Origin of the sequence: Gardnerella sp. DNF00354, assembly GCF_049262755.1 — a bacterium.
In the GTDB taxonomy this organism is placed as follows: domain Bacteria; phylum Actinomycetota; class Actinomycetes; order Actinomycetales; family Bifidobacteriaceae; genus Bifidobacterium; species Bifidobacterium vaginale.
Genome location: NZ_CP058402.1, coordinates 924536 through 948951, shown reverse-complemented (window position 1 = coordinate 948951; position 24416 = coordinate 924536). Strand labels below are relative to the sequence as shown.

Below are 24416 nucleotides of genomic sequence, written 5' to 3'. Positions count from 1 at the left end.
CTTTACTGTTTTATTACTTCTTTTTAGAAACGTTTTCTGGAGTATCAATTTCAAACACACCATAACTCCATCCATGCCTACGATACACAACCGAAGGTCTCATTGTTTCCTTATTTACGAACAGGAAGAAATCATGACCAATAAGTTCCATTTCATACAACGCTTCGTCAATGCTCATTGGCTCAGCAATATGAAGCTTGCGACGAATCACAATAGGAGTATCTCCAACACTCACCTCTACTGATTCACCAGGACCCAAGTCGGAAGCAACCGCAGCATCTGCACTATTCGTTCCATCAACTTGAACAACTTCTTCAACAGTTGTTTCAACTTCTGGCTCTACAACACCCAAGTCAACTGGAACCATTTGCTCATATCCACGACGATGGTCCTTACGACGATCGCGAGTACGACGCAAACGAAGCGTCAACTTATCGAGAGCCATATCCAATGCACTGTATTGGTCTGTGCTAGATGCCTCTGCGCGAATAACCGTACTTCCTGCAACTACAGTAATTTCAACTCTCTTTGCAGTATCTGCCTGCCTTGGATTGCCCTCAGTGTTAAGCACAATCTGAATGCGCTGCGCATCTGGAGCAATGGCGGTCACACGATTCATCTTGCTTTCCACAACGTCACGGAATCTTTGCTTAATCTGCGTATGACGTCCGGTGATGACGATTTCCATGCGAACCTCCTTATGAGTAATCCGAGATAAAACTCGACTTGTATACACGTCAACGGCACCAGCGCCGCTGATACGTCCATTATATCCGCTAAAAGCCGCCATTTTCTAGCGAGTCGCAAAATATGCGCAAAATTAAGACGTCTGCTATAATTGGGAAGGTTGAGGTTTCACGATGACCGCGGCTGCAATGTTCATTCGGAGTAGCTGAGGAACTTCCGGGCTCCGTAGAGCACAATGGCGGATAACGTCCGCCCAGGGCAACCTGAGAGATAGCGCAACAGAGAATAGACCGCCTAAACTTTTGTTTAGGTAAGGGTGAAACGGCGGTGTAAGAGACCACCGGGCTTCTGGTAACAGTTAGCCGCATGGCAAGCCTCATTGGGAGCAAGGTCAAGCAGAAGGTGTTTAAGGGCTGCTCGCCTAAGTCTTCGGGTAGACTGCTAGAGTTTGGCGGTAACGTCAAATCGAGATGGATGGTCATCCGTGTGCATATTTGCACGCGACAAAACCCGGGGTATGTGAAACCTCAACTTAATTTTGATTTTCACTTAGTTTTTTGCATAACACTTTTGGAGCGAAATCAAAATCACAAAAAACTGTACAACAATTATTAAATTCTGGATTTAAATCACTATTATCTAAATCCGCTACCCCACAAGTTTTCATTCCAGCCAAACGAGCCGACTTTAAAGCTATAGCTGAATCCTCAAAAACAGTGCAATACTCTGGTTTTACACCTATTCTATTGGACAAATCTAAATAAGTTTGAGGACTATTTTTCCCATCTGATTGTAAATCTTCACCAAAAATCATCAAATCAAAATATTGCCATAATTCTGTTCGCTTTAAAGATGCTTCGCATAAAGATTTAGAAAGAGTAGTCATAAGAACTAATTTTGCACCTGTTTTATGCAAATAATCAACGTAATTTTTAGCGCCTTTTCTAAGAAGCAGTTGATTAGAATAAGCTTCATTAGCCATATCATTCCATTCCTGCATTAAATCTTCGGGAGAATCCGTAAAACCAAAACGTGCAATAACATAATCAGCCACTTCTCGAGGAGTCATTGTTGCAGTGGAATCAGCAAAATCAGCAGGCACTTTAATACCGCGTTTAGCAAAACTCTTTTCGTCTATATCATCCCAAACATGTAAAGAGTCAAGCAAAGTACCATCAAAATCAAAAATTGCTGCACAATTTGAATTATCAACTAACACATTTTCGCTCATATTATTAATCCTGATATTAATCCTGTTTTATAAAAATTACTTTGAATTAGATTCAGATTTTAGATTAAATTTTGCTTGTTTTTAACAATTCTCTAGCATGCTCTAAAGAAGCTTGCGACTGACTTCCAGAAAGCATTCTAGCTATTTCCTGCTCACGCTGTGAATCATCCAACTTAGTAACAGTAGTATCTACGACTAATGAAGAGTCAAAATCATTAGAAGAATCGCCAGAAACCGATGAATCACTAAAACTTTTTCTAACCACAAATTGAACATCAGCAAAAGAAGCAACTTGAGCCAAATGCGTTACAACAATCACCTGAGAACTTTTAGCAAGTTGAGCTAAGCGTTTGCCTAATTCCACTGCTGCAACTCCTCCAACTCCCGCATCAACCTCGTCGAAAATAAAAGTCATAGAATGAGAGTCGCTGTTATTGAATTTTGCCGCAACCAACTCCATAGCTAACATAAGTCTACTTAACTCTCCACCTGAAGCACTGCTACCCATTGGCAAATAATCAGACGACGGGAAAGGCTTAAAAAGAAACTCAACATTGTCTAAACCATGAGAATCTAAGTCAACTACTCCAGTTTCATCTACTTTACGCCTATTAACTTTGATTAAAAGCTGAGCATCTTGCATAGCCAAAGATTCAAGCTCTTTACTAACTTCAAAACTAAACTTTTCTGCTGCACTTTTGCGCAAATCATAAAGTTTATCTGCTAAATTTTTGGCATTAGAATAATACTTATCACAAGCTTTTTTAGCGCGATCAATAGCCTCAGGTGAATCATCCAAATCTTCAAGCTCAAATTGCGCCTTTTTAGCCCACTCTAAAACATCGTCGATCTGTGGACCCCATCTGCGTGTTAAATCGCTTAAATCGTGAATACGATTGTTAATAGCGTCTAAATCTTCCTGACTCTCATCAACATCTAATTGCTGAGCGAGCTGCATAACAATGTCGGAAATTTGGGAAGAAATATCGTCAAGTTGATTTGCAATCGCGCTATAATCTCCATCAACTCGAATCGAGCGAATTGCCTTAGATGCATTGTCAACCAAATGTAATGCGTCAACGGAATCTATTGCGCCGTAGTCAATTTGACTTGCGTCTAACGAAGAAATTGCTTCGCTAATAGCTCCAACGATTTGAGCAGCGTTTTCTATGCGGTCTCTTTTAGCTTTAAGCTCTTCATCTTCATTCCGTTTTGGATCGATTTGGCGAATTTTTTCTAGCGATTCTCGCAAATAATCTGCACGCTGCCTAGAAGAAGATTCTTGATTTATAAGCCTGTTATAAGATTCAACAGCATCCTGCCATTCTTTAAATGCCACAGAATATTCTTGTAATTCTTTTGAATCACAAGAAATTGAGTCCAAGAACTCACGCTGTTTTGCACTTGTTGCTATACGCAACTGATCACTTTGCCCATGAATTGTTATTGTTTGCGAACAAATTTTATCCAGCAAAGTCTTAGGAACAGAACAACCAGATACTACCGCCCTAGACCTACCGGATTTAGGAACGGTACGAGATACATAAACATCTATTTTAGAATCATCGCTTTCAGATTCTTCAACATCTATCCCAGATTCTTGCAAAAGATTAGAAACAATTCCTGACTTTGGAACAGAAAAAACTCCTTGCGCCCATGATTCTGACGCAAAAGATGTAATTCTAGAAGAATCAGCTTTTCCTCCAGATATAAGTCTTATAGCGCTTAGAAGCATAGATTTTCCAGCACCTGTTTCTCCTGTAATAGCAGTCATTCCATATGATGGAGCAATAACCGCGTGAGAGATTGGTCCTAAATTACGAATTTCTAATTCTTCAAGCAAGGATGCCCCCTACGAGTTTAAGCTATTAGGGTTATGGTAGTTATTTGAGACATTTGGAACATCTTCATAATTCCTATCGGTTTCATTATGCAGATTAGCCTCATATTCCTTAGGTTTGGAAGACTTTTTACGACGATTTTCGCGCCAACCAACTACAGGCAAATCAAACTTAGTAACTAATCTTTGCGTAAATGGAACACCAGAAAGACGCGCTAAAAACAGCTCATCCTTGGACTGACGAATTTGAATCCTAGAGCCTTGCGGTAAAGCCCTTTGACGCCTACCATCACAACAAATCCAACCACCAGAAGCTGAATCTTCCAAAATATCAATAGTAAAAGTTGAACCTGCTCCGATAATCAATGGTCTAGAAAAAAGCGCGTGTGCAGCCAAAGGAACCAGTTGCAAAGCCTCAACGTTTGGCCACATGATTGGACCTCCTGCCGAAAATGCGTAAGCTGTGGATCCAGTAGGAGTAGAAACAATAACACCATCGCAGCCAAAAGACGACATTTCAACATTATCAACGCGAATCGAAAGCTCCACCATTCTACCGCGATCTGCCCTATCTAAAGTAATATCGTTAAGCGCCCAATCACTTAAAGGCTCACTCGCTCCAGGAAGCCAAACGTCTACATGAGCTTCCATTCTATGCTCTAAAAAGTAATCTTTTTGAGCAATTCTTCTAATAGCCTCATCTATTTGGAAGCTTTCAAATTCCGCCAAAAATCCAACATGACCAAGATTTATACCTATGATTGGAACAGGAGTGCAATGCACCAATTCTGCAGCTTGAAGCATTGTGCCATCTCCACCAAGCACAACAACAATCTCTGTGTTTTCATCAATAACATGTGCTGTTTTTTGCGCAAAATCAGATACGGCAGCACTATGAAACACATCTACATGAAAACCAGCACTACTAAGCTGCGTGGTAACTTGATCTACAACGGCACTGTGACTATCAAGACGCGCATGCGTAACTACCAGAGCGCGACGAGCATAAGAAGCATCATCATCTACTAAAAGTTCTGGCATAACACAGCCCCTTTGTGGTTTTGCAAATAACAATAAATATTGTAATTGTTGCACTACATATTGCGCATTGTACTACTTATGTAAAAAATATTTATCAAATAATTATTTTTAACTATTAAATCGCGCATAAAGAAGATATTCAATATTTCCATGAGTTCCTTCTATAGGAGATTCATGAGTTGCAACAACTTTTAAACCACTATTTTTAGCGCATTCTTTAATATTTTCTAATGCTTTAAGTCTTAGGTCTTTATCTGTTACAATTCCGCCTTTTCCAAGATTTCCTTTACCAACTTCAAATTGTGGCTTTACAAGAAGAACAATATTCGCGTTGTTTTGCGCAATACGCGCGATTACTGGAATAACAAAAGTAAGAGATATAAAAGAAACATCTGAGACTATAAGATTAGGCTTGTAAGGCAAATCCTCTAAATAAACATCGCGAATATTGACTCCACTCATTTCGATAACGCGCGGATTGCTTGCGATCTTTGGGTGCAATTGGCCGTGTCCAACGTCTAAAGCAATAACGCGATTAACGCCATTTTGTAACAAATAATCGCAAAAACCGCCAGTTGAAGCACCAATATCTAGCGCTTTAGTATTTGAATAAACTTTTAATCCTAAATCTTCAAATAAAGAGAACGCACCTTCTAATTTGAGTGCTCCTCTAGAAACATATTTAAGACAAGAATTTTCTTTTTTTGATTCATCAAAACTTATTTCTTGCGCTTTTTCCACTAAAAATGATGATTTATAAACAATTCGATTATCTACTTTTACTAACCCAGACTTAATTAAACGCTGAGCTGTAGTTCTACTTTTCACTAATCCGCGATTTACAAGTTCACAATCTAATCGCTGAACTAAATCATCTCCGTCAGACATTGAAAAATCCTCATATACACATATGCAAACTCATATATTCATAAAGAAAACTCTGGAAGAATGTAGTCTTCAAGTGATTTTCCACTGTCTATTAAGCTCCAAGTGAGCGCACAAGCAGCACGCAAAGCGTTGCAATCATTAGGATTGTTTACTTCAATAGAATTACAAACAATTTGTGCTCTAGAAATTCCGCATACAAATGTAACGTCGTCAACACGCTTTGGAGACTCATGAGCCTCGTTTAGTCCTCTTAAATCCTTAGAAACAAAGCTTGGTCGCAAGTGTTTTGGAGCCTCAAGCAACATGTGTGGATTGGTGACACCAGTAAGCACTAGAAGAGACTCATATCCCCCTCTGGTACCTGCTTCGATGTCTGTATCCAATCGGTCTCCTACGGCTAGCGAGCGCGAAATACTTATTACAGGATTCCCAAACTCATCTTTTTCTGCATATTCTTTAACATCTTCATCATTGTGATTTGCATTTGCAGCAACCAACAATCTCGCTTCGTCATACATTGCGCACTCGGGTTTTCCAGCAGAAGCAATAGGCTCAACTCCAGTTGCATTTACTACAGCTTGAATCATAGAACCGCATCCAGGAGCTATACCAAATTCACGTGGAATTGTTAAATCGCGATTAGTAACAAAATACTTAGCTCCATGCTCTACTGCGAAAGCGACTTGTGCCATTTCTTGCCAAGTCATTTGCGGATACCAGCCTTGGATAACAGCTTTTGGATTGTCTTTACAAGACCTTACTGGATTAAGACCAGCACTACGAACCTCTTGTACGAGATGATCGGCTCCAAGCACTAAAACATTAGAATTACTCGGAACGTAGCGAGCAACCATTCTTGCTGCAACAACAGAAGAAGTTATAATCTGCCACGGCTCTACTTTTAAGCCGAAACTTTCTAGTTGACTTGCTACAACTTCTTGAAAACGAGAAGAATTATTAGTCGTATATTCAATAAACATGCCATTTTTTTGAGCATTTTCAATTGATTCAGCAGCATATTCAACGGATTTTCCGCCTCTATACACTACGCCGTCTAAGTCAAGCAAAGCTAAGCGAAAATTCTTGCTTAACGCAGATTTACTATTTGAAAAATTCGTTCGTTCATCAAGTTGCATAGAATATCCCCGCATGATTTTAAAAATATCGAAGTAGCAAACGCCCGGCTTACTATACTCTCATAATACAGAAGCCGGGCTTAGAAAATATGGTTGTACTATTCCTCTTCAGACTTAACTGCACTCATCTCTATAGTTTCAGTATTGTCTGCGATTTGTGAATCTTCGTATGAATCATCCGAATCATCCGAATCGTCTGAATCATCTGAATCATCTGAATCATCTTCCAAATCATCATCTGGAGCAAATTGCGCATCATCTTCACTAATGCCAACTTCGTCCATAATCGCATCATTAAGATGTTCCAAATCGTAGTCAATCACAACATCTTCTGGATTTTCTTCGTCTTCAATATCTGCGTATTGCTCTTCTAAGCGGTCAAGCAAAGAGTCAAGCTCAATAGCCTCATCACTTCGCCCAGCCTCCTCTAGGAAGTACTGTTCCGCCTGAACTGCACGCATTCTATACTCGCCAGGCAAACCCTTAGACCTACCCATTGCGTGAACAAGCTCAATAGCCTTATCTGAATGGTTTGTATCTGCCAAAACACCTGCGTACACAAGGAACATTTCTGCCTTGACTTCGCCAGTAACCCTTCTAGCTTCATCCGACATGCAGATTTCCAAAGCCTTATCAAGGTTGCCCATACCGCGCTCGCAATCGGCAATAAATGGAAGATAATCCATGTAGCCATTCATTCGCATAGCTGTTCTAAACTCGCGCGCAGCAAGCTTGTAATCACCCTGACGGTATGCAATAAATCCTAATGTTTCGCGCGAAAAATCAATACGCGATGCCTGCTTTGCAGCCCACTTTGCATGTTCCAATGCAAGCTCTGGATCTTCTTCTTGCAAAGCATAAGCTGCGAGAATATGCAAACCAATATTTTCAGAATGTTCCTTAGAAAGACCGCGCAAACGCTCACGAGATTCTTTAGAAAGCATGGAATACTCTAAGCCCTTAGGCATCTTAGGTTCGCCTGGACGCCTATCAGTATAAGGGTTTTGAGATGGGTAAGAAACAGTTCCATCCGAGTTTCTACGAGGACCATTTTCAAAGCGGAAAGACGACTTTGAATCGCGCTTTCTAGAATCATTCTTCTTAAAATCACCCTTGCGGAAGCCACCGCGATTATCTTCAAAGCGGCGATCATTGCGCTCGCCACGATTATCACGATCAAACTTCTTGTACCTTGGATTGCCATTTTCTTCCGACTTGACATCAAAACCACGATTTCTGCGAGTTTCGTGATTATCTTTTCTATCGAATCTACGATCACTGCGGTTATCACGATCATCACGGTTGAACCTATGATCATTATCACGATGGTTAAACCTACGATCGTTATCCTTCTTAAAACCGCTCTTATTGAATCCACCTTTGTGGAATCCATTGCGTCTTAAACCTTCTGAACTACCAGAATCACGCTCAAAATCGTCACGACGACCGTTCTTATGATCATCATATCTGCGATCATTGTGCTCAAATCTACGTTCGCCATCACGGTGATTAAACTTTCTGCCACCATCTTTGTGGAATCCACCCTTATGGAATCCGCCACGATGCTCGCCGTTTCCACCATTTTTACCGCCATTTTGACGGCTAAAATGGCCACGATTACCAAACGACTTACCACTACGCGATCCGCGTTCTTCGCCCATTATTGGCATACCTTTCAAATTCTAAAAATATAAAATTATACTAAAAATCTAATATTAAAAACAAATCAAACACGCTTAAAAAAACTAAGCACGCTCAACAGCGCCAATAGCCTTCTTGCCCCTACGAATCAAAGCAAAACGACCATGTAAGAATGAATTATCATTCAAAATGTCATCGACACTGTCTACTCGATTATTGTTAACGTACAAACCACCGGCTTCAATAGCACGACGAGCTTCAGAAATTGTGCGGAACAATCCAGCAGCAACAGCAGCCTCAACAACGCGATCACCACTATTTGCTTTAGCAAATTCTAAACTACCATCCTGCGCCTTAACCTTAACACCATCCAAGGCAGCTTCAAGAGTTTGCTCATCAATAGCGTCTAAATCCCCCTTACCAAACAATGCCGAAGAAGCAGCAATAGCCTGATTCGTAACATCTTCACCATGAACAAAGCTCGTAACTTCCCAAGCGAGAACACGCTGAGCTTCACGACTTCCTGGGTCTTCTTGAATTTGCTTTTCCAAGCGCTCAATCTCACTCTTAGGCAAGAACGTAAAAGCTTTAAGAAGCTTAACAACTTCATCGTCTGGCTGATTAAACCAGAATTGATAGAAGCGATAAGGGCTAAGCATTGTAGGATCAAGCCACATTGCGTTACCCTCAGACTTGCCAAACTTACGACCTTGATTATCCGTAATAATCGGGCTTGTAAACACGTGCACAGAAGCTCCGCGAACCTTACGAATCAAGTCCATGCCAGAAGTCAAATTACCCCACTGATCCGAACCGCCAAGCTGCAAAGTAACATTGTAATTATCAAACAAGTACAAGAAGTCGTTTCCTTGCAAAACCTGATAGCTGAACTCAGCAAAAGAAATGCCTTCGTCGGAGTTTAAGCGGCGAGCCACAATATCCTTAGAAAGCATTGTGCCAACACGGAAATTCTTACCAACATCACGCAAAAAGTCAATAGCAGACATCTTAGAAACCCAGTCGTAATTGCTAACAAAACGAACAGGATTCTCTCCATCAAGAGGCAAAATTCTGCCAATCTGCTTGCGTAAGCGCTCTGCCCAACCAGCCACAATATCTTTAGAATTAAGCGTACGTTCGCCGCTTTGACGAGGGTCACCAATCAAACCAGTAGCACCACCAACTAACGCAATAGGATGATGACCTGCAGCTTGCAAGTGACGCATATTAATAAGCTGAACAAGATTACCAATATGCAATGAAGCAGCAGTAGGATCGTAACCGCAATAATACGTTAATGGTTCTCCGTCAAGCGCTTGAGCAAGCTGCTGCTCATCAGTAGATTGTGAAATTAATCCACGCCACTTTAGCTCTTCAAACAAGGAAGCAAATCCAGCTTCCTTGTAATTCCTGACCTGAGCCATTCGTATCTCCTTATTATTGCCAAAACTTACCTAGGCATCGGGCGCTAAAAGCGCAATCCAAGCCTTTCAATTTTGGCAGCACAGGGCGACACTCTTATAAGCAGTTCCATCACTTACAGATTCAGAAAATTTCTTATACTCATCAATCGCAAGCTGAGCTTGAGTAATTTGTTCTTTTACGCGAACAAAAGCCGTTCCACCTTTTCCACATCTAGAAGCTACTGATCCATCACTAGAAAGAACAAGTTTAAGATTCTCAATATCGGCTCGATCTACAAAATCATTCAGAATATTAGCAAAATCATCATCACTTAAAACGTCTAAATCCCCTCCAAGTTCTTCAGCACGTTTTACGCATAATCCTGATAACTTATGCGCATTTCTAAATGGAACACCTTGTTTTACAAGCCATTCTGCAATATCTGTAGCTAAGGCAAAACCAGTAGCAGACTGTTCACGCAACCTAGCAATATTAAATTGCATTGTTCTAACCATCCCTGCGAATGCTGGAAGCAGAACTTCTAGAGTGTCAATTTGGTCAAAAACTGCCTCTTTATCTTCTTGCAAATCTCTTGCATAAGCAGTAGGAAGACCTTTAAGAGTGGCCATTAATCCAGTTAAATCTCCGATTAATCGTCCTGCTTTACCTCTAGCAAGCTCCGCAATATCTGGATTCTTCTTTTGAGGCATAATAGAAGATCCAGTAGAATAAGCATCGTCTAAAGTTACGAATGCAAATTCTTGAGTATTCCATATAATAATCTCTTCGCTTAAGCGAGAAATATCAACGCCAATCATGGCTGCAATAAATGAAAACTCCGCAACAATATCTCTACTTGCTGTAGCATCAATAGAATTCGCGCAAACAGCAGAAAAACCAAGTTCTTTAGAAACTTCTTCGGGATCTAGCCCAAGAGTGTTGCCAGCCAATGCCCCTGCTCCGTATGGGCTTTCGTTTGCGCGCAAATCCCAATCCGCAAGGCGATTGACATCTCGCAAAAGCGGCCAAACATGAGCCATTAGCTGGTGTGCAAGCAAAATAGGTTGAGCATGCTGCATGTGAGTACGACCAGGCATTACAGAATCTTTTGCAGCTAAAGATTGAGCAACTAAAGCATTACAAACATCTAACACGAGAGTAGCTAACGAGCGAGCGTGTCTGCGCAAAAACATGCGTATTAAAGCTGCAATTTGATCGTTTCTAGAGCGTCCAGCTCTAAGCTTTCCTCCAAGTTCGCTTCCTGCAATCTCAAGCAAACCGCGCTCTAATGCAGTTGCCTCATCCTCGTCTTCTTCAATTGGCGTAAAAGTGCCATTATCCACGCGATTTTGCAACTCGTCTAGAGCTTTTTGAAGATCCTCGTATTCTTGATTTGTTAATAAACCTGCACGATGCAACGCATGCGCATGAGCGCGAGAGCCTGCAATATCGTCATCCGCTAATCGCCAGTCAAATTGAGTTGATTTGCTAAGCTTTGCAAGCTCTGCGGAAGGTCCTGAACTAAAACGTCCGCCCCATAAGGCTATTGGATGATTAGTATTGGTATTTGCATTGGCATTTGCATCGTGCATAGTTATATTCTTCTTTCTGCTTTCCTCTTGTTAGTTGTTCTTTGCAACGCGCATATCTCGAGCCGCTGCAACCTTGCTAGACAATCCGTAGATTTCAATAAATCCGTTGGAAGCGCGCTGGTCGAAAGTATCGGAAGAATCGTAAGTAGCCAAGTTAAAGTCATACAAAGACTCATCCGACTTTCTGCCTGTTACAACAGCCTTTCCAGCGTATAAAGTCATGCGAATATCGCCAGAAACATGCTCTTGCGTTTCGTTTATGAACGCGTTCAAAGAACGCACAACTGGCGAGAACCACTGGCCGTCATACACAAATTCCGCCCACTTTTTATCGAGAGCACGCTTAAGCCTATGCTGTTCACGCTCCAAGCAGCAATTCTCAAGCTCTTGATGAGCCGTAATCAAAGCTTGCGCGCCTGGAACTTCGTACAATTCGCGAGACTTAATGCCAACTAAACGATCTTCAATAATGTCGATTCTGCCGATTCCTTGTGCCCCAGCTCTCTTGTTCATTTCTTCGATTGCTTGCAATGGAGTTACGCTATGACCGTCAATTGCAACTGGAATACCTTTTTCAAACGTGATTGTAACTTCGTCTGGAGTTGTAGCTTCCAAAGGATTCTTTGTGTAAGAGTAGCATTCTTCGGTTGGAGCATTCCACGGATCTTCCAAGAAGCCTGTTTCAATAGCCCTTCCCCAAACATTTTGGTCTATAGAATATGGGCTTTTCTTGCTTTGAGTAATCGGAAGCTTGTGCTCGTTTGCAAAAGCGATTTCCACATCGCGAGTAAGCGACAAATCGCGAATTGGGCTAATTGCCTTTAAATCTGGATCCAAAGACTGAATTGCAACTTCAAAACGAACCTGATCGTTTCCTTTGCCAGTGCAACCATGTGCAATCGTATCTGCGTCGAATTCGTGCGCTGCGTGAACCAAGTGACGAGTAATAAGCGGCCTAGAAAGCGCGGAAACTAAAGGATACACGTCTTCGTACATTGCATTTGTTTTTAATGCGAGCATGCAATAGTTATCCGCAAATTCTTCACGAGCATCAACTACATACGATTCAACAGCACCACAAGCCAAAGCGCGATTTTTAATGACTTCGAGCGCTTCTCCACCTTGACCAACGTTTAGTGACACAGCTACAACGTCTTGACCTGTTTGTTCTTTAAGGTACGGAATAGCTACAGATGTATCGAGGCCACCCGAATACGCTAATACAATACGTTTCTTACTAGTCATAGTGACCTCCCAAGGTCATATATTGAATAAATAAACAATATATAGTATATTATACAACCATAGATAAAATCTCAACACGCTTAGAAATACAACGCTTTTATCATATTTTGAAAAATAATATTTAAAAAAATAAGACAATAGGAATAATACTTATGCAATTGATTATACTATAACAAAGTGCAAAAATCACAACGCTGTGGTCTTTGCAGCAAGTATTATAAATTCAACATCCATCGATGCATATTAGACACAAATATAACTATAAAATGAATAAACTATATACAAAATCACCTAGATGCAACTGAAAGCATCCAATTAGCTCTATCTTCTGCTTCTTCGTTAGAAACACAAACCATAAGCACTGTATCATCGCCAGCAACCGAACCTAAAATACCTTTTAAAGGCTGCCTATCAATAACACTTGCAACATATTGAGCAGCGCCCGAAGGAGTGTGAATCACAACAATATTATTAGCAAATCCAACTTCTGTAATAAGACCAGAAAGAGTTCTTGCAACTTGCTGATCGATCCTAACTGTGTCCATTGCGTGACGATTACCAGTTCCATCTCCTAGAACATAAGCAATTCTGCCGTCTGTAAGACGAATTTTAACAGCATTTATTTCATCCAAATCTCTACTCAAAGTTGCTTGAGTAACCTCAAAACCATGACGGGCCAAAACTTTAGCAAGCTGAGACTGTGAAGTAATAACCTCACTTAAAAGCGCCTGTTCAATCGCATTTAAACGTGCAGCTTTAGTCGTAGGACGCTGCTTTCCAGCGGATTCAATAGAACCAAAATCGTCATTAACATCAAAAGCATCGTCAAAATTATTATCTTCATTCACATAACTATGATTAAGCGCATCATCGCCACTAAAATTATTTGACTTCCTATTAGACTCAACCATAATTGGCAATACCTTTCTAAAGAGCACTCCAATCTAATATACATGAATACATAAATATATTCATGAATATATACATTTTAACAAAGCCATAAATACTATTTTATTTACTAAAAAATACGGCTGAACAACCAGATAATACTAATCATTCAGCCGTATCAATTTAAAAAACGCGACTCTGTAACTTATACTCGAACTTATACTCGCAATGTTGCATGCAATTTTTGAGCAGACTTTGTAATAGCCTCTCGAACCGCTTCCATATCATCGCTAGAAAGCGTTCTATCAGCAGCCCTAAATGTTACAGAATAAGCAAGAGATCTTAGCCCTTCTCCAAGTTGTTCGCCTTCATAAACATCGAACAACTCTACAGACTCAAGCAAATCACCAGAAGCTTTAACAATAGCTTCCTTTAAATCGTGAGCAGTCAAAGAAGAAGGAGCAACAAACGCAAAGTCCTGCTTAACAGGAGGGAATGTAGAAACAGGTTTTGCCTGAACAGGCTTAACTTGCATAGCATCAAACAATGCGCTCAAATCAAGCTCGAATGCTGCAGAGTGCTTTGGCAAACCCAAATTCTCATCAACCTGAGGATGAAGCTCTCCAACAATACCAATTTCAACATCGTCGGCACCATCAACAGGAATATACACCTTCGCGGTACGACCTGGATGCCAAGAAGCAGGAACATCATCAGAATTAATCTGACGAACGTCAAAAGCAACGCCGATTCGCTTTCCTAAACGATTAACAGCTTCTACAGCATCACTCCAATCAACTTCTCTATGAGTTCCAAGCCAACCTGTTTCTTCAGCATTACCAGTTAAAAGAGCTGCAACATGCAAAGGCTGCTCAGGCAAACCTGCATCCAACGCAGCAAGCTGAGCATCCGTAGGACGAACCGAACCAGGCAAAGCAGGAATAGCTGGAGCATTAGGATCCGCAAAATACACGTGACCAAGCTCATAAAGCGAAACATCACTCAAGCCACGACGAATATTTCTACGAACCGTTCCAGCTAAAGTGGTAAGAACATTCCTGCGAAGCCAAGGACGATCGCCAGCCAAAGGATTTGCGATCTTTACGCTGACTTTAGCAACAGAATCAACGTCTTCACGGAAAGCTTTAAAATCTTCCTGACCAACAAACGGGTAGCTCAAAGATTCAATCAAGCCCATTTCAGCAAGTTCATATGCAATAGCTCTACGAGTTGCTTGATCTTGCGTTAAACCAGTTTTGCCAGTAACAGGAACAGCTGGAACCTTAACAGGAATCTCATCGTAGCCAACCAAGCGCGCGATTTCTTCGACCAAATCGCATGGATCATTTAAGTCTGGGCGCCAAGTTGGAGGCAAAACAGAGAACGATCCGTTTCCGCCGCCAGCAACAGAGCAACCAATATCCGTAAGAATATCGCTAATACGATTCAAATCAATGCTTAAGCCAGAAACACGCTCTACTTCGCTAGCTTTGAAAACAATAACACTTCTATCAACAGTATTGTTTACGTCTGTAGGCGTATTAGAAGGCTCCCCAGAACCAAAATTGCTGAGCATTGTAACAGCCATTTGCGCAGCTGATGGCTGCAAAGCAGTATCAACGCCACGCTCAAACCTGCGAGATGCCTCGGTTGGAAGCTTATGTCTACGAGCTGTACGTGCAATAGAAACGGGGTCAAAGTGTGCAGCTTCAACAAGAATATTCTTCGTTTCGCTAGTTACTTCTCCATACATTCCGCCCATTACGCCAGCAAGTCCAAGAACACGCGAACCGTGATTTCCCTTTGGAGAATCGCAAATAAGCAAGTCCTCAACGTTAAGCTCTCTGTCTTTGCCATCTAAAGTTGTTAAATGCTCTCCAGCTTTAGCGCGGCGAACAACAATAGGACCTTCAATCTTATCTAAATCATAAGCGTGAAGAGGCTGACCTAAGTCGAGCATTACGTAATTTGTAACGTCTACTGCAAGAGATATACCACGCATTCCAGCACGAGTTAAACGCCTACGCATCCAATTAGGGCTAGAAGAATCTGGATTAAAGTTTCTAACAACGCGAGCGTAGTAACGGTCGCATCCAACAACACCATGAATAGGATTATTATCTTCAATACTAACTTCTATATCTTTAGAAGCTCCATCAGACATAGAAACTACTTGATCAGCTTGATTATTAAGTTCAATTACTGGATCAGTGTAAGTTGCACCAGTTGAATGGTGATATTCGCGCGCAACACCCCTGTACGAGAACGCGTATCCACGATCAGGAGTGATGTTAATTTCCAGCAAAGGCTTGTTTAAGTGAAGAAGCGACATTGCGTCGTCTCCAGGTTTCAAAGCATCATATTCAGCTTTAGAGAAACCGTATTCGCGAAGCAAAATAATGCCATCGTGGCTATCTCCCAACCCAAGCTCGCGTTCGGATGCGCACATTCCGTTAGAAATGTGGCCGTAAGTTTTGCGAGGCTCAATCTTAAAATCGCCAGGCAAAACTGCCCCAGGAAGAGTTACAACAACTTTTTCTCCCGCAGCCATGTTTGGAGCACCGCAGATAATACCACGAGGAACCTTATTACCATTTTCGTCTACCTCGTTGTATTTATCTCCAACATCAACATGGCACCAATTAATAATTTTGCCATTTTTTTGCGGCTCAGGAGTAGCATCAACAACGTATCCTACAACAATAGGACCTGTAACTTGAGAGTCGTGAATCTCTTCTTCTTCCAAGCCAACTCGCACCAAATCTTTAGCAAGCTGCTCGTAAGTCAAACCTTCTGGCACTTCAACATGATCTTTAAGCCAGTCAATATCTACCATTGGCATGAGTACTACTCTCCCATCACAAACTGTTCACTGAAGCGCTTATCGCCTTCAACCAAATCGTGCATATCGTTAATATCGTGACGAAGCAGCAAAGTGCGCTCCAAGCCAACACCGAAAGCAAATCCCGTATAAACATCTGGGTCTAAGCCTGCAGACTTAAGAACGTTCGGGTTAACCATTCCGCATCCGCCCCATTCAATCCAACCTGGGCCACCCTTCTTATCTGGGAACCAAAGATCCAACTCCGCACTAGGCTCCGTGAACGGGAAGTAGCTTGGGCGCAAACGGCTTTTTGCATCTGGGCCAAACATCGCAACAGCAAGGCGATCAAGAACACCCTTTAAATCAGCCATGCTCAAATGTTTATCTACTGCCAAAGCTTCGCACTGGTGGAAGACTGGCGTATGAGTTGCATCAAGCTCATCAGTACGGAATACTCGGCCTGGGGACGCAATATACAGAGGTACTCCTCGCTCAATTAACGCACGAACCTGATCGGAAGAAGTTTGCGTACGCAAAACCATGTTAGATCCAACAAATCCTGCAGCATCCTTTGCCTGATTACCTTGCACATAAAAAGTATCTTGCATTTGGCGAGCAGGATGATCTGGACCAAAGTTCAACGCGTCAAAATCGAACCACTCTGTTTCTACCTCTGGTCCTGCAGAAATCTGCCAACCCATAGACACAAAGAAGTCTTCAAAGTCTTCAATAATACGCGCAATCGGATGGCGAGCGCCAAGCGGCTTACGATTTATTGGCAAGGTCATATCGACTGTTTCTTTTTGAAGCATATTAGCTTCTTCAATAGCCTTAATACGCTCTTGGGCTGCTGCAAATTCACGACCAAAATCAGCGCGTAAAGCCGACATTATCTTGCCAGCTTCTTTCTTTTCTTCTACTTGAAGACTTCCAATAGACTTGCTGGCAAGGGTCATTGCAGACTGAGCTCCTGCATACTTAGTTTTTGCCGCTTTCAACTCTTCCATTGTTTTAGCGGCTTGAACACAAGCTATACCCTCTTTTACTACCTTTGTAATTGCCTTCGCGTCGAACGGCTTACTACTTGCCACAGCACCCTTCCTATCCGTGTTATGTGTACTTTTGTGAAGCATTCAAAAAACGTCTCAAATCTACATTTTTCGCTCATGACTAGACATAGCCAAGCCCATTAGCATTACTGCAGCGCTGGTTGCCAAGTTCATTGATTCTGCTTTTCCGTAAATAGGTATTACCGATATTTCGTCTACTTTATTTAATATTTCTTCTGGCAATCCTCTGGCTTCGTTTCCAAATAATATTGCATTAGATCCTTCGTTATATCCTTTATTTAAATCATCACTTAGTGGTTTTAGAAGATTTGCAAAAGACTTTGGTTTTTTATTTTCCGTTCCATAAATATCAGCTGCAATAACCCTTATTTTTAATGACTTTATCCAATCAAACCAATCATCCTCACTCATTGTCACTACTGGCAAATGGAATAATGAGCCTGCAGTAGAACGAACAAGCTTTGAATTAAAACGATTCACGCAATCGTCAACAAAAACAACGGCACTACAACCAGCTACATCTGCAACGCGAATAATAGCACCAGCGTTGCCAGGGTCTCTTACCTGCCAGCAGGCTGCAATCAATATAGGATCATAAGCAAAACCAGACTTATATTTGCTTTCTACCCCAATACTATTAAATTCTTTTATAAATTCTTTATCTAAAATAGTAGAATCACAAACGGCAACAATCCCTTGACAATCCGTACTGATCTTATGCATAACTTCTGCTGTTGCAGGGTGCACATAGCACTGATTTTTTAAGGATTCGTCAACAATTTTGCTTATCGTTTCTAAAGATCCATTTTGCAAAATGCCATTTTTAAGATTTTTAAAAGAATTGACATCAATGTAGTCACTATTAACAGCATCTTGCAAAACGTAAATGTCTAAAATAGATTTATGCGCGTACCTTACCGCTTCCCTAACGCTTTGCGGGCCTTCAACTAAAAAGCGCCCATCCACTCGCGATTTTGCGCGACTTATTGCACAAATGCGCTTAACGCGATCGCTATGCGCGTTGTCTATTAACTCTTTTAACGGCATAATATCACTCTACTTTACATGTATTTACATTTACATGTATTTACAACACGCGTAACTGTTGCAATACAAAACTACTCAACGAAACTACTCATGATGTTCCGACGAACTTTGAGTGGTATATCCTTCAGGTTCTAGTTGGAATGTGGTGTGCGAAACAGAAACTGGAAAATGCTCACGCAAACAATCTTGAAGCTGGCTTAAAATATCAGCACACTGATCCATTGTTAAATCGCGCTCTACAACAACATGTGCCATAAAAATAGGCATTCCTGTAGAAACAGTACTTGCATGCAAATCGTGAACAGCAAGAACATGAGGAACGTGTTCAAGATGATCGCGAACTTTTTCTATATCCAATCCTTCTGGCGTTTGCTCAAGCAAAACTTTTACAGCATTTTTAAGCAAATGTAACGCTCTAGGAATCATCAAAATTGCAATAATCCCGCCAGCTAAAGCATCAAATCCATTCCAACTAGTACTCATCATTACTACAGCAGACACTACAACAGCAACGGATCCCAAAGCATCGTTCATTACTTCTAAAAAGGCTGCTCGCATATTCATGTTGTCTTTAGATTGAGAAACAAGAATTACAAGAGAAGCAAGATTTGCAAGCAAACCAAGAATACCAAAGAAAAGAAGCTGATTTACATCATGTATTCCATTATGATTTACACCAAAAAGACGCATACAAGATTCCACAATCGCATAAATGCCAACAAAAAGTAGAACAAGAGCACCAGCAGCAGCAGTAATTACCTCTAGCCTAGCCCAACCCCAAGTGCGCTTTGCATTAGGTCTTTTGCGCATCAAAATCGCAGTAACCGTAGATGCAGCTAAAACAGAAATATCTGTTAACATATGTCCTGCGTCAATTAACAAAGAAAGTGAATTTGTTAAAACAGATCCAATTACTTCTGCCAAGAATACAATAGACGTTAAAGTCAAAGTGATAGTTAGCTTATGCTGATGCGCGTGACTTGCGCTAATAGCATCTTGCAAAGAAGCGGCATTAGTTCCAGAAGTACTTAAATCATTCTTCTCTAAGATTTCACTGGAAGAGTTTGACAAATGATGATTATTCACACAAATCTCCTATGTTCATACAAATAAGTATCTCGATATCGTTTCTCAATATCATTCCCAATATGCCTTATACGCAATGAACCCCAGCCTAAGCTAGGGTTCACGCATAAACATCTAAAGATTAATTATCTAAAAACTTATTCTATTATTACTATTCGACAATTAACGCACCGAGATGATGGGAAGTTGATTCGGCAATCAAATCATCTTTAAAATCGCCATTATCAGCAGCATTAATTATCTTCATTGAGGCATCAACCACATCTGGCTGCAAAGCATTAACCCAATGAATACGCGAATCTCTTCCAAACCAACCCATTTGTTTTCTAGCAAGACGTTTAGTTTTCTGAGCAATATCAGCAAAAGCATCATCTTCGCTGCATAAGCCATCTAAATAGTCCATTATTTGCTTGTATCCCAAAGCTCTACTCGCAGTAACACCAAGCTTTGAGCGAATCTCTTTAACTTCGTTTACAAAACCCTGCTCGCGCATCATTTTTGTGCGAAGCTCCACTCGCGCATCTAAATCTTCTCTGTTTAAGTCCAATCCTATTTGCACACAATCAATCAAATACTTGTATTTTGGCAGAGTAGCAGAATACGGCTTCCCTGTTAATTCAATAACTTCTAGAGCGCGAATTGTTCTGCGCGAATTTCTTGAATCCATATTTTTAGCCGCCACAGGGTCCAGTTTTTGTAACTCTTCAAAAAGAGCCATTGCTCCTTGCGACTTTTCACGATCTTCCAAAGCTTTACGAATATTAGGGTCTGTACCTGGAAAAGTTATATCATCTACAGCCGCACGAGCATATAATCCAGAGCCTCCAACAAGAATTGGGCGAATACCTTTTTCTTGCAAATCGCGTATGCATTGCCTAGCAAGCGTTTGAAATTTTGCAACGCTCATGGATTCTTCTGGATCAATAATATCTATTAAATGATGCTTAATCTCGCTTTGCTCTTCTTTAGTGGCTTTTGCTGTACCAATATCCATATAACGGTACATTTGATATGCGTCTGCGTTTATAATCTCCGCTTTTACACCACGTTCAGCAAATTTCTTTGCAATTGCAATACCAAGACTCGTTTTGCCAGATGCTGTTGGACCTACAATCGAAATCACTTTCGGCGGTTTGCACACAATGCGCTCCTAATAATCATATTAAACGAACTAAAATCAACCTTAAAGAAGAATCTTTTCTACAAATTTACACAATCAAACATACATAAAAGTCAATAAAAGTAGTAAGAGATTTTGCTTCAACACCAAAGCAATAGTTGATTACCACACTGTATTACAATCCCCATTGAGCACGACACGCGCTATTGTTGATGTGTTTTATTTTATATGGTACCGTTTTCGCTAACTTAAAACCGAATGATTTTTATTGTTTACACGTGTTCGTGCATTTTACAACTAAAATTATTCGTTCAACGTGATTTATAAAAGGATTCTATTTGGTTTTACGTTAATCATTTTGTTGTCTTTTCTGCACCGATGGAGAATAGATATGATTACTATTTCTCATGTAGCATATGCGATTTTAAAACGTTATGGGAAAATGAATATTAATCGCTTACAATTACTTTCTTACTATTGCCAAGCTTATAACCTAGCATCCACTAATTCTCCTTTGTTCTATAACAATTTTCAGGCTTGGCGCAACGGTCCAGTATGCCTAGATTTATTTAAAATGCACAGAATTAATGATGTTTTTATAGAATGTAAAGATATTGTTCTAGGACCTTATGAACTTAAAAATCATCTTACTTATTCTAATTTACTCACTATCTATAACGTTTGCGACGCCTTAATTGATTTTAGTATTGAAGAACTAGAAAATCGCGCCCGCAGTGAGATGCCATGGATTGATGCACGCAGAGGGATATTACCAAATAAGGATAATGAAGTAGAAATATCTAAGAAAATTATTCATGATTATTACGTAAAACATCCAGTAATTAATACGAATTCACGAACAACACGAAGCAAAAAATTTAGAAAAGATGATGAAGAACTACAAAAAGACATACAAGATATAATTTCTGAACAAATTGAAAAATTTAATCAATATAATCAAGATGAAAAAGTTAGAAGAATAAGACGGGCTGAAAAAATTTTAAGAGAAAAATTAAGCATATTGAATGGGCTTAAAAATAATAAAATTTATTTTGATGAAAACATTGTTCGTATTACAGCACGACATTTTGTTGACTACATAAACAATGATATTAATGATAAAAATAAAAATAAATAAGTGGTATAGGTCAAAACATACGGCGCAAATAAGTATGCATAGGAAAATCAAAAAGCTCTAGATCTTATACCTAGAGCTTTTGCTCTGATTATTTCCGTTTGTTGTATGTGCTATATCACATATCGTACATACTTGTGTGCAAGCGGTAAACAACGCCCACTGTTTTATACTAAAGGCATTGAAAACATTGGATTTTACTACAAAAAACGCCACTGTGTGAGCAGTGGCGTTATTGTATTTGTGGAGTCGCGGGGAATTGAACCCCGGTCCGGAAACCGTACCCTCGGTCTTCTACGTGCGTAGCCTGCTGGCCATTCGGCAGTTTTTCTGCCCCCATGTTATCGCAGACAATTCATGGCGAGCATATCTACAGTAAAAGTCCCTGAACTACCCTGCAGCTCGGCAATTCAAGCAAGTCTTCTAATGACGTTTAGCACCACTCCGAAGACGTGAGTGGGTAAACGGAGCAGCTGCTCGCTGGTTAATCCTGGCGCGAAGCTCAGGCAGCAAGAGCGAACTCAGTGCGATTAGATTTAGCACTTATTCTTTTGCGAAAGGACGTTTACGAGTGGACTTTCGCATTCTCGGCACGCTTCCCCGCGGCGAACAGATCACCGTCGAAACCGATCGACCCCTTTTGATTTATCAAACTATCAATTAGATACTGGCATAAAGCCAGAATAATCATTATAAATAAACGTTTTAACAGAGTCAACCTGTTTTAGGCTATTGATTTATTTCAGACTAATCCAAAGACTAATCCAATAAATCACTTACCTTTAGTCTCACCTGTTTTAACACCATCACTATTGCCTTTGGCAAGCTTCTTCGATTTTTCAACAAATCTTCTATTAACAACAAACGTACAAATTGACGCAACAAACACGCAAATAAATATTGTAACGTTTCTAGCTCTAGCATTTCCAAGACTTTTTACAGCATTAACATGAAGAGCAACAGCAGATTCCGCATCAACAGTGGTCTTTACTTTTCCGCCACTAACGCTCACAGTTTTAGTGCAATCTTTAGACTCATAAACATTGCAATATTCACCATCTGGCAAGTCAGTCTTATAACTCACTTTTTGCGGCTCTTCCGTATTGTTAATCGCAAGGAAACCCTTGTTTCCTCGGCTAAATGCAACGTTATTATCGTCATCATCTTGCCAATTAGTAACCTTAGTGCCTCTAACAGCGTTGTAGAACCCAATCATTCCGCGAATCGAAGTTAGCCTTTGCGTGCACTGCCACTTAGAATCCTTTGCACAACTCACATCAGGAATCGAAGTTTGCGTAGCTCCAGGTGCTCCCTCATCTCGTTTTGTAAACTCATAACCAGAAAACACATTTGGAGTTCCATATGGATACGCCAACATAAACGCGTTTGCAAGCTCGTATTTTTTACCATCTTTATACGTCAAAACTCTGCTTGCATTATCTCGCTCAGTATCCCAATTTGTAACGAAAATCGCAGCTTTTTTGCTTGGAATCAACTTATCTGTGATATGTTTAAGATTCTCAATAGACCCATAAAAATAGTTTCTAAGCCTATAAGAGTATTCAAATTCATTCACTTCACCAGTTTGCAAATATTGGTCTGGCTGAATTCTAGGGTCTTGCTCAGAAAACCCTATTGTTTCTTGCATCCACCAAATCTTATCTGGTGTTGTTCCAGCAGCATCCGCAGCCGCAGCTTTTATAGCCTTTACATCTTGCGGAGACATGTGTTTTGCTGCATCAACTCTAAACCCAGCCACTCCAAGCTTTAGCATATGCGCAAAGTACTCTCCCAAAGTTTTTTGCACATGAGGATTAGAAGTGTCTAAATCCAACAGTCCAACAAGTCGATGCGTCCAAACGATTTCTGCTTTTCGATACGTGTTGATATTTTCTGTTGACTTATGAAAATCGTCTTTTGTATATCCTGCATCTGGGAACGATTGATTTGCAGCATCATACTTGCTTCCACCAACGCCAACAGTGTCTTTGTTTGCAAAACCAGTTGTGTGGTTTATTACCGCATCTGCAATAATTCCAACACCCGAAGCTTTGCACGTTGTAATCATCTTTTTAAACTCGTCTTCTGTGCCAAGTTTTGAATTTAGCTTATAGCTTACAGGTTGATAGCTTGTCCACCATTGGTCACCTTTAATATGATCTTGCGGAGGTGATACTTGTACATATTTTACGCCTTCTGGGCCGTACGTTTTTTTGCATTCCTTAGCTATACTTCTCCAATTTTGTTGGAACGCTGTTACGATTACACCTTTTTGTGTAGTTTTTTGAGATGATTTTACGCCCTCATCTGCAATCGCTGGGCTGCTTGCGACTACTGCTACCGCCAAAATCGTAGCGACGCAAGATGTTATAGCCGCAACTCTTGCCAACACAAACTTTAACTTTACAAGCGCCTTTTTATTGAAGCTCGTAAATACTTCTATGCCGTGGATCATCGTTGTTCCTTTCTGCAAGAATTGCGGCTTTGCTTTGTTCTTACTTCACTCCTTATATATAGGACTATATTAGGACTATATTAGGC

At 40.6% G+C, this 24416-nt stretch carries 18 protein-coding genes and 2 other RNA genes; 2 read left to right on the top strand and 18 right to left on the bottom strand.

The annotated features are described in order from the left end of the window. Positions 1-13 precede the first annotated feature (13 nt). Positions 14-688, bottom strand: a complete 675-nt coding sequence (gene hpf, locus HXT24_RS03760; RefSeq protein WP_004125011.1) for a ribosome hibernation-promoting factor, HPF/YfiA family — start codon at positions 686-688, stop codon at positions 14-16. Positions 689-848: 160 nt separating this feature from the next. Between hpf and rnpB the strand changes: the two genes are divergently transcribed. Beyond that, positions 849-1221, top strand: an RNA gene (gene rnpB / locus HXT24_RS03755) — RNase P RNA component class A. Here rnpB and HXT24_RS03750 read toward each other — a convergent pair. The 15 genes from HXT24_RS03750 to miaA all read right to left on the bottom strand — a co-directional run bounded on the left by HXT24_RS03750 (position 1220) and on the right by miaA (position 20761). Then, the gene (locus tag HXT24_RS03750; RefSeq protein ID WP_016814167.1) at positions 1220-1918 is read right to left on the bottom strand and encodes an HAD family hydrolase; all 699 of its coding nucleotides are present in this window, start codon (positions 1916-1918) and stop codon (positions 1220-1222) included. The two genes, rnpB and HXT24_RS03750, sit on opposite strands and share 2 nt — an antisense overlap. Positions 1919-1982: 64 nt before the next feature. Then, a complete protein-coding gene (recN, locus tag HXT24_RS03745) occupies positions 1983-3761 on the bottom strand; it encodes a DNA repair protein RecN (protein ID WP_422119196.1) in 1779 nt (592 codons plus the stop codon). 9 nt (positions 3762-3770) lie between these two features. Next, on the bottom strand, positions 3771-4799 hold the full coding sequence (locus tag HXT24_RS03740; protein ID WP_410312218.1) for an NAD kinase: 1029 nt from the start codon (positions 4797-4799) through the stop codon (positions 3771-3773). Positions 4800-4907: 108 nt separating this feature from the next. After that, positions 4908-5687, bottom strand: coding sequence for a TlyA family RNA methyltransferase (locus HXT24_RS03735; protein WP_020761808.1), 780 nt, complete (start codon positions 5685-5687; stop codon positions 4908-4910). Between the two features lie 38 nt (positions 5688-5725). Then, positions 5726-6823 carry an HAD-IIA family hydrolase gene (locus HXT24_RS03730; protein WP_020761807.1) on the bottom strand — a complete coding sequence of 366 codons (1098 nt, stop codon included), beginning with the start codon at positions 6821-6823 and terminating at the stop codon, positions 5726-5728. 98 nt (positions 6824-6921) lie between these two features. Then, the gene (locus HXT24_RS03725; protein ID WP_422119605.1) at positions 6922-8484 is read right to left on the bottom strand and encodes a hypothetical protein; all 1563 of its coding nucleotides are present in this window, start codon (positions 8482-8484) and stop codon (positions 6922-6924) included. A gap of 84 nt (positions 8485-8568) precedes the next feature. Further along, on the bottom strand, positions 8569-9888 hold the full coding sequence (gene tyrS / locus HXT24_RS03720; protein ID WP_014554673.1) for a tyrosine--tRNA ligase: 1320 nt from the start codon (positions 9886-9888) through the stop codon (positions 8569-8571). 66 nt (positions 9889-9954) lie between these two features. Then, positions 9955-11460, bottom strand: a complete 1506-nt coding sequence (gene argH, locus HXT24_RS03715) for an argininosuccinate lyase (protein ID WP_410311604.1) — start codon at positions 11458-11460, stop codon at positions 9955-9957. A gap of 30 nt (positions 11461-11490) precedes the next feature. Beyond that, positions 11491-12705, bottom strand: coding sequence for an argininosuccinate synthase (locus tag HXT24_RS03710; RefSeq protein WP_410311603.1), 1215 nt, complete (start codon positions 12703-12705; stop codon positions 11491-11493). 287 nt (positions 12706-12992) lie between these two features. After that, the gene (locus HXT24_RS03705; protein WP_004121816.1) at positions 12993-13616 is read right to left on the bottom strand and encodes an arginine repressor; all 624 of its coding nucleotides are present in this window, start codon (positions 13614-13616) and stop codon (positions 12993-12995) included. A gap of 194 nt (positions 13617-13810) precedes the next feature. Further along, entirely contained in the window at positions 13811-16435 is a 2625-nt protein-coding gene (gene pheT, locus HXT24_RS03700; protein WP_422119195.1) for a phenylalanine--tRNA ligase subunit beta, read from the bottom strand. 5 nt (positions 16436-16440) lie between these two features. Next, on the bottom strand, positions 16441-17508 hold the full coding sequence (gene pheS, locus HXT24_RS03695) for a phenylalanine--tRNA ligase subunit alpha (protein ID WP_004121821.1): 1068 nt from the start codon (positions 17506-17508) through the stop codon (positions 16441-16443). Between the two features lie 60 nt (positions 17509-17568). Continuing rightward, entirely contained in the window at positions 17569-18534 is a 966-nt protein-coding gene (locus HXT24_RS03690) for a TrmH family RNA methyltransferase (protein ID WP_004137863.1), read from the bottom strand. Between the two features lie 84 nt (positions 18535-18618). After that, positions 18619-19620: a cation diffusion facilitator family transporter gene (locus HXT24_RS03685; RefSeq protein WP_116692197.1), complete on the bottom strand. Its 1002-nt coding sequence runs from the start codon at positions 19618-19620 to the stop codon at positions 18619-18621. A 151-nt stretch (positions 19621-19771) separates the two neighbouring features. Beyond that, on the bottom strand, positions 19772-20761 hold the full coding sequence (gene miaA, locus HXT24_RS03680) for a tRNA (adenosine(37)-N6)-dimethylallyltransferase MiaA (RefSeq protein ID WP_116692198.1): 990 nt from the start codon (positions 20759-20761) through the stop codon (positions 19772-19774). Between the two features lie 370 nt (positions 20762-21131). On the opposite strand from miaA, the gene HXT24_RS03675 reads away from it, so the two are divergent. After that, a complete protein-coding gene (locus HXT24_RS03675; RefSeq protein ID WP_116692199.1) occupies positions 21132-21878 on the top strand; it encodes a Panacea domain-containing protein in 747 nt (248 codons plus the stop codon). Positions 21879-22116: 238 nt separating this feature from the next. Here the strand turns inward: HXT24_RS03675 and ssrA are convergent. Together ssrA and HXT24_RS03665 are read right to left on the bottom strand one after the other, a co-directional pair. Continuing rightward, positions 22117-22513, bottom strand: a transfer-messenger RNA (tmRNA) gene (ssrA, locus tag HXT24_RS03670). Between the two features lie 134 nt (positions 22514-22647). Continuing rightward, on the bottom strand, positions 22648-24330 hold the full coding sequence (locus HXT24_RS03665; protein ID WP_410311601.1) for an alpha-amylase: 1683 nt from the start codon (positions 24328-24330) through the stop codon (positions 22648-22650). Between the last annotated feature and the right edge of the window lie 86 nt (positions 24331-24416).

What these genes read in the sequence shown, in the direction of transcription:
- hpf (WP_004125011.1), bottom strand. Translation starts at nt 688, where the DNA reads ATGGAAATCGTCATCACCGGACGTCATACGCAGATTAAGCAAAGATTC.
- HXT24_RS03730 (WP_020761807.1), bottom strand. Translation starts at nt 6,823, where the DNA reads ATGCAACTTGATGAACGAACGAATTTTTCAAATAGTAAATCTGCGTTA.
- HXT24_RS03675 (WP_116692199.1), top strand. Translation starts at nt 21,132, where the DNA reads ATGATTACTATTTCTCATGTAGCATATGCGATTTTAAAACGTTATGGG.
- HXT24_RS03690 (WP_004137863.1), bottom strand. Translation starts at nt 18,534, where the DNA reads ATGCCGTTAAAAGAGTTAATAGACAACGCGCATAGCGATCGCGTTAAG.
- HXT24_RS03735 (WP_020761808.1), bottom strand. Translation starts at nt 5,687, where the DNA reads ATGTCTGACGGAGATGATTTAGTTCAGCGATTAGATTGTGAACTTGTA.
- HXT24_RS03750 (WP_016814167.1), bottom strand. Translation starts at nt 1,918, where the DNA reads ATGAGCGAAAATGTGTTAGTTGATAATTCAAATTGTGCAGCAATTTTT.
- HXT24_RS03725 (WP_422119605.1), bottom strand. Translation starts at nt 8,484, where the DNA reads ATGGGCGAAGAACGCGGATCGCGTAGTGGTAAGTCGTTTGGTAATCGT.
- pheT (WP_422119195.1), bottom strand. Translation starts at nt 16,435, where the DNA reads ATGCCAATGGTAGATATTGACTGGCTTAAAGATCATGTTGAAGTGCCA.
- HXT24_RS03740 (WP_410312218.1), bottom strand. Translation starts at nt 4,799, where the DNA reads ATGCCAGAACTTTTAGTAGATGATGATGCTTCTTATGCTCGTCGCGCT.
- HXT24_RS03665 (WP_410311601.1), bottom strand. Translation starts at nt 24,330, where the DNA reads ATGATCCACGGCATAGAAGTATTTACGAGCTTCAATAAAAAGGCGCTT.
- argH (WP_410311604.1), bottom strand. Translation starts at nt 11,460, where the DNA reads ATGCACGATGCAAATGCCAATGCAAATACCAATACTAATCATCCAATA.
- HXT24_RS03710 (WP_410311603.1), bottom strand. Translation starts at nt 12,705, where the DNA reads ATGACTAGTAAGAAACGTATTGTATTAGCGTATTCGGGTGGCCTCGAT.
- tyrS (WP_014554673.1), bottom strand. Translation starts at nt 9,888, where the DNA reads ATGGCTCAGGTCAGGAATTACAAGGAAGCTGGATTTGCTTCCTTGTTT.
- HXT24_RS03705 (WP_004121816.1), bottom strand. Translation starts at nt 13,616, where the DNA reads ATGGTTGAGTCTAATAGGAAGTCAAATAATTTTAGTGGCGATGATGCG.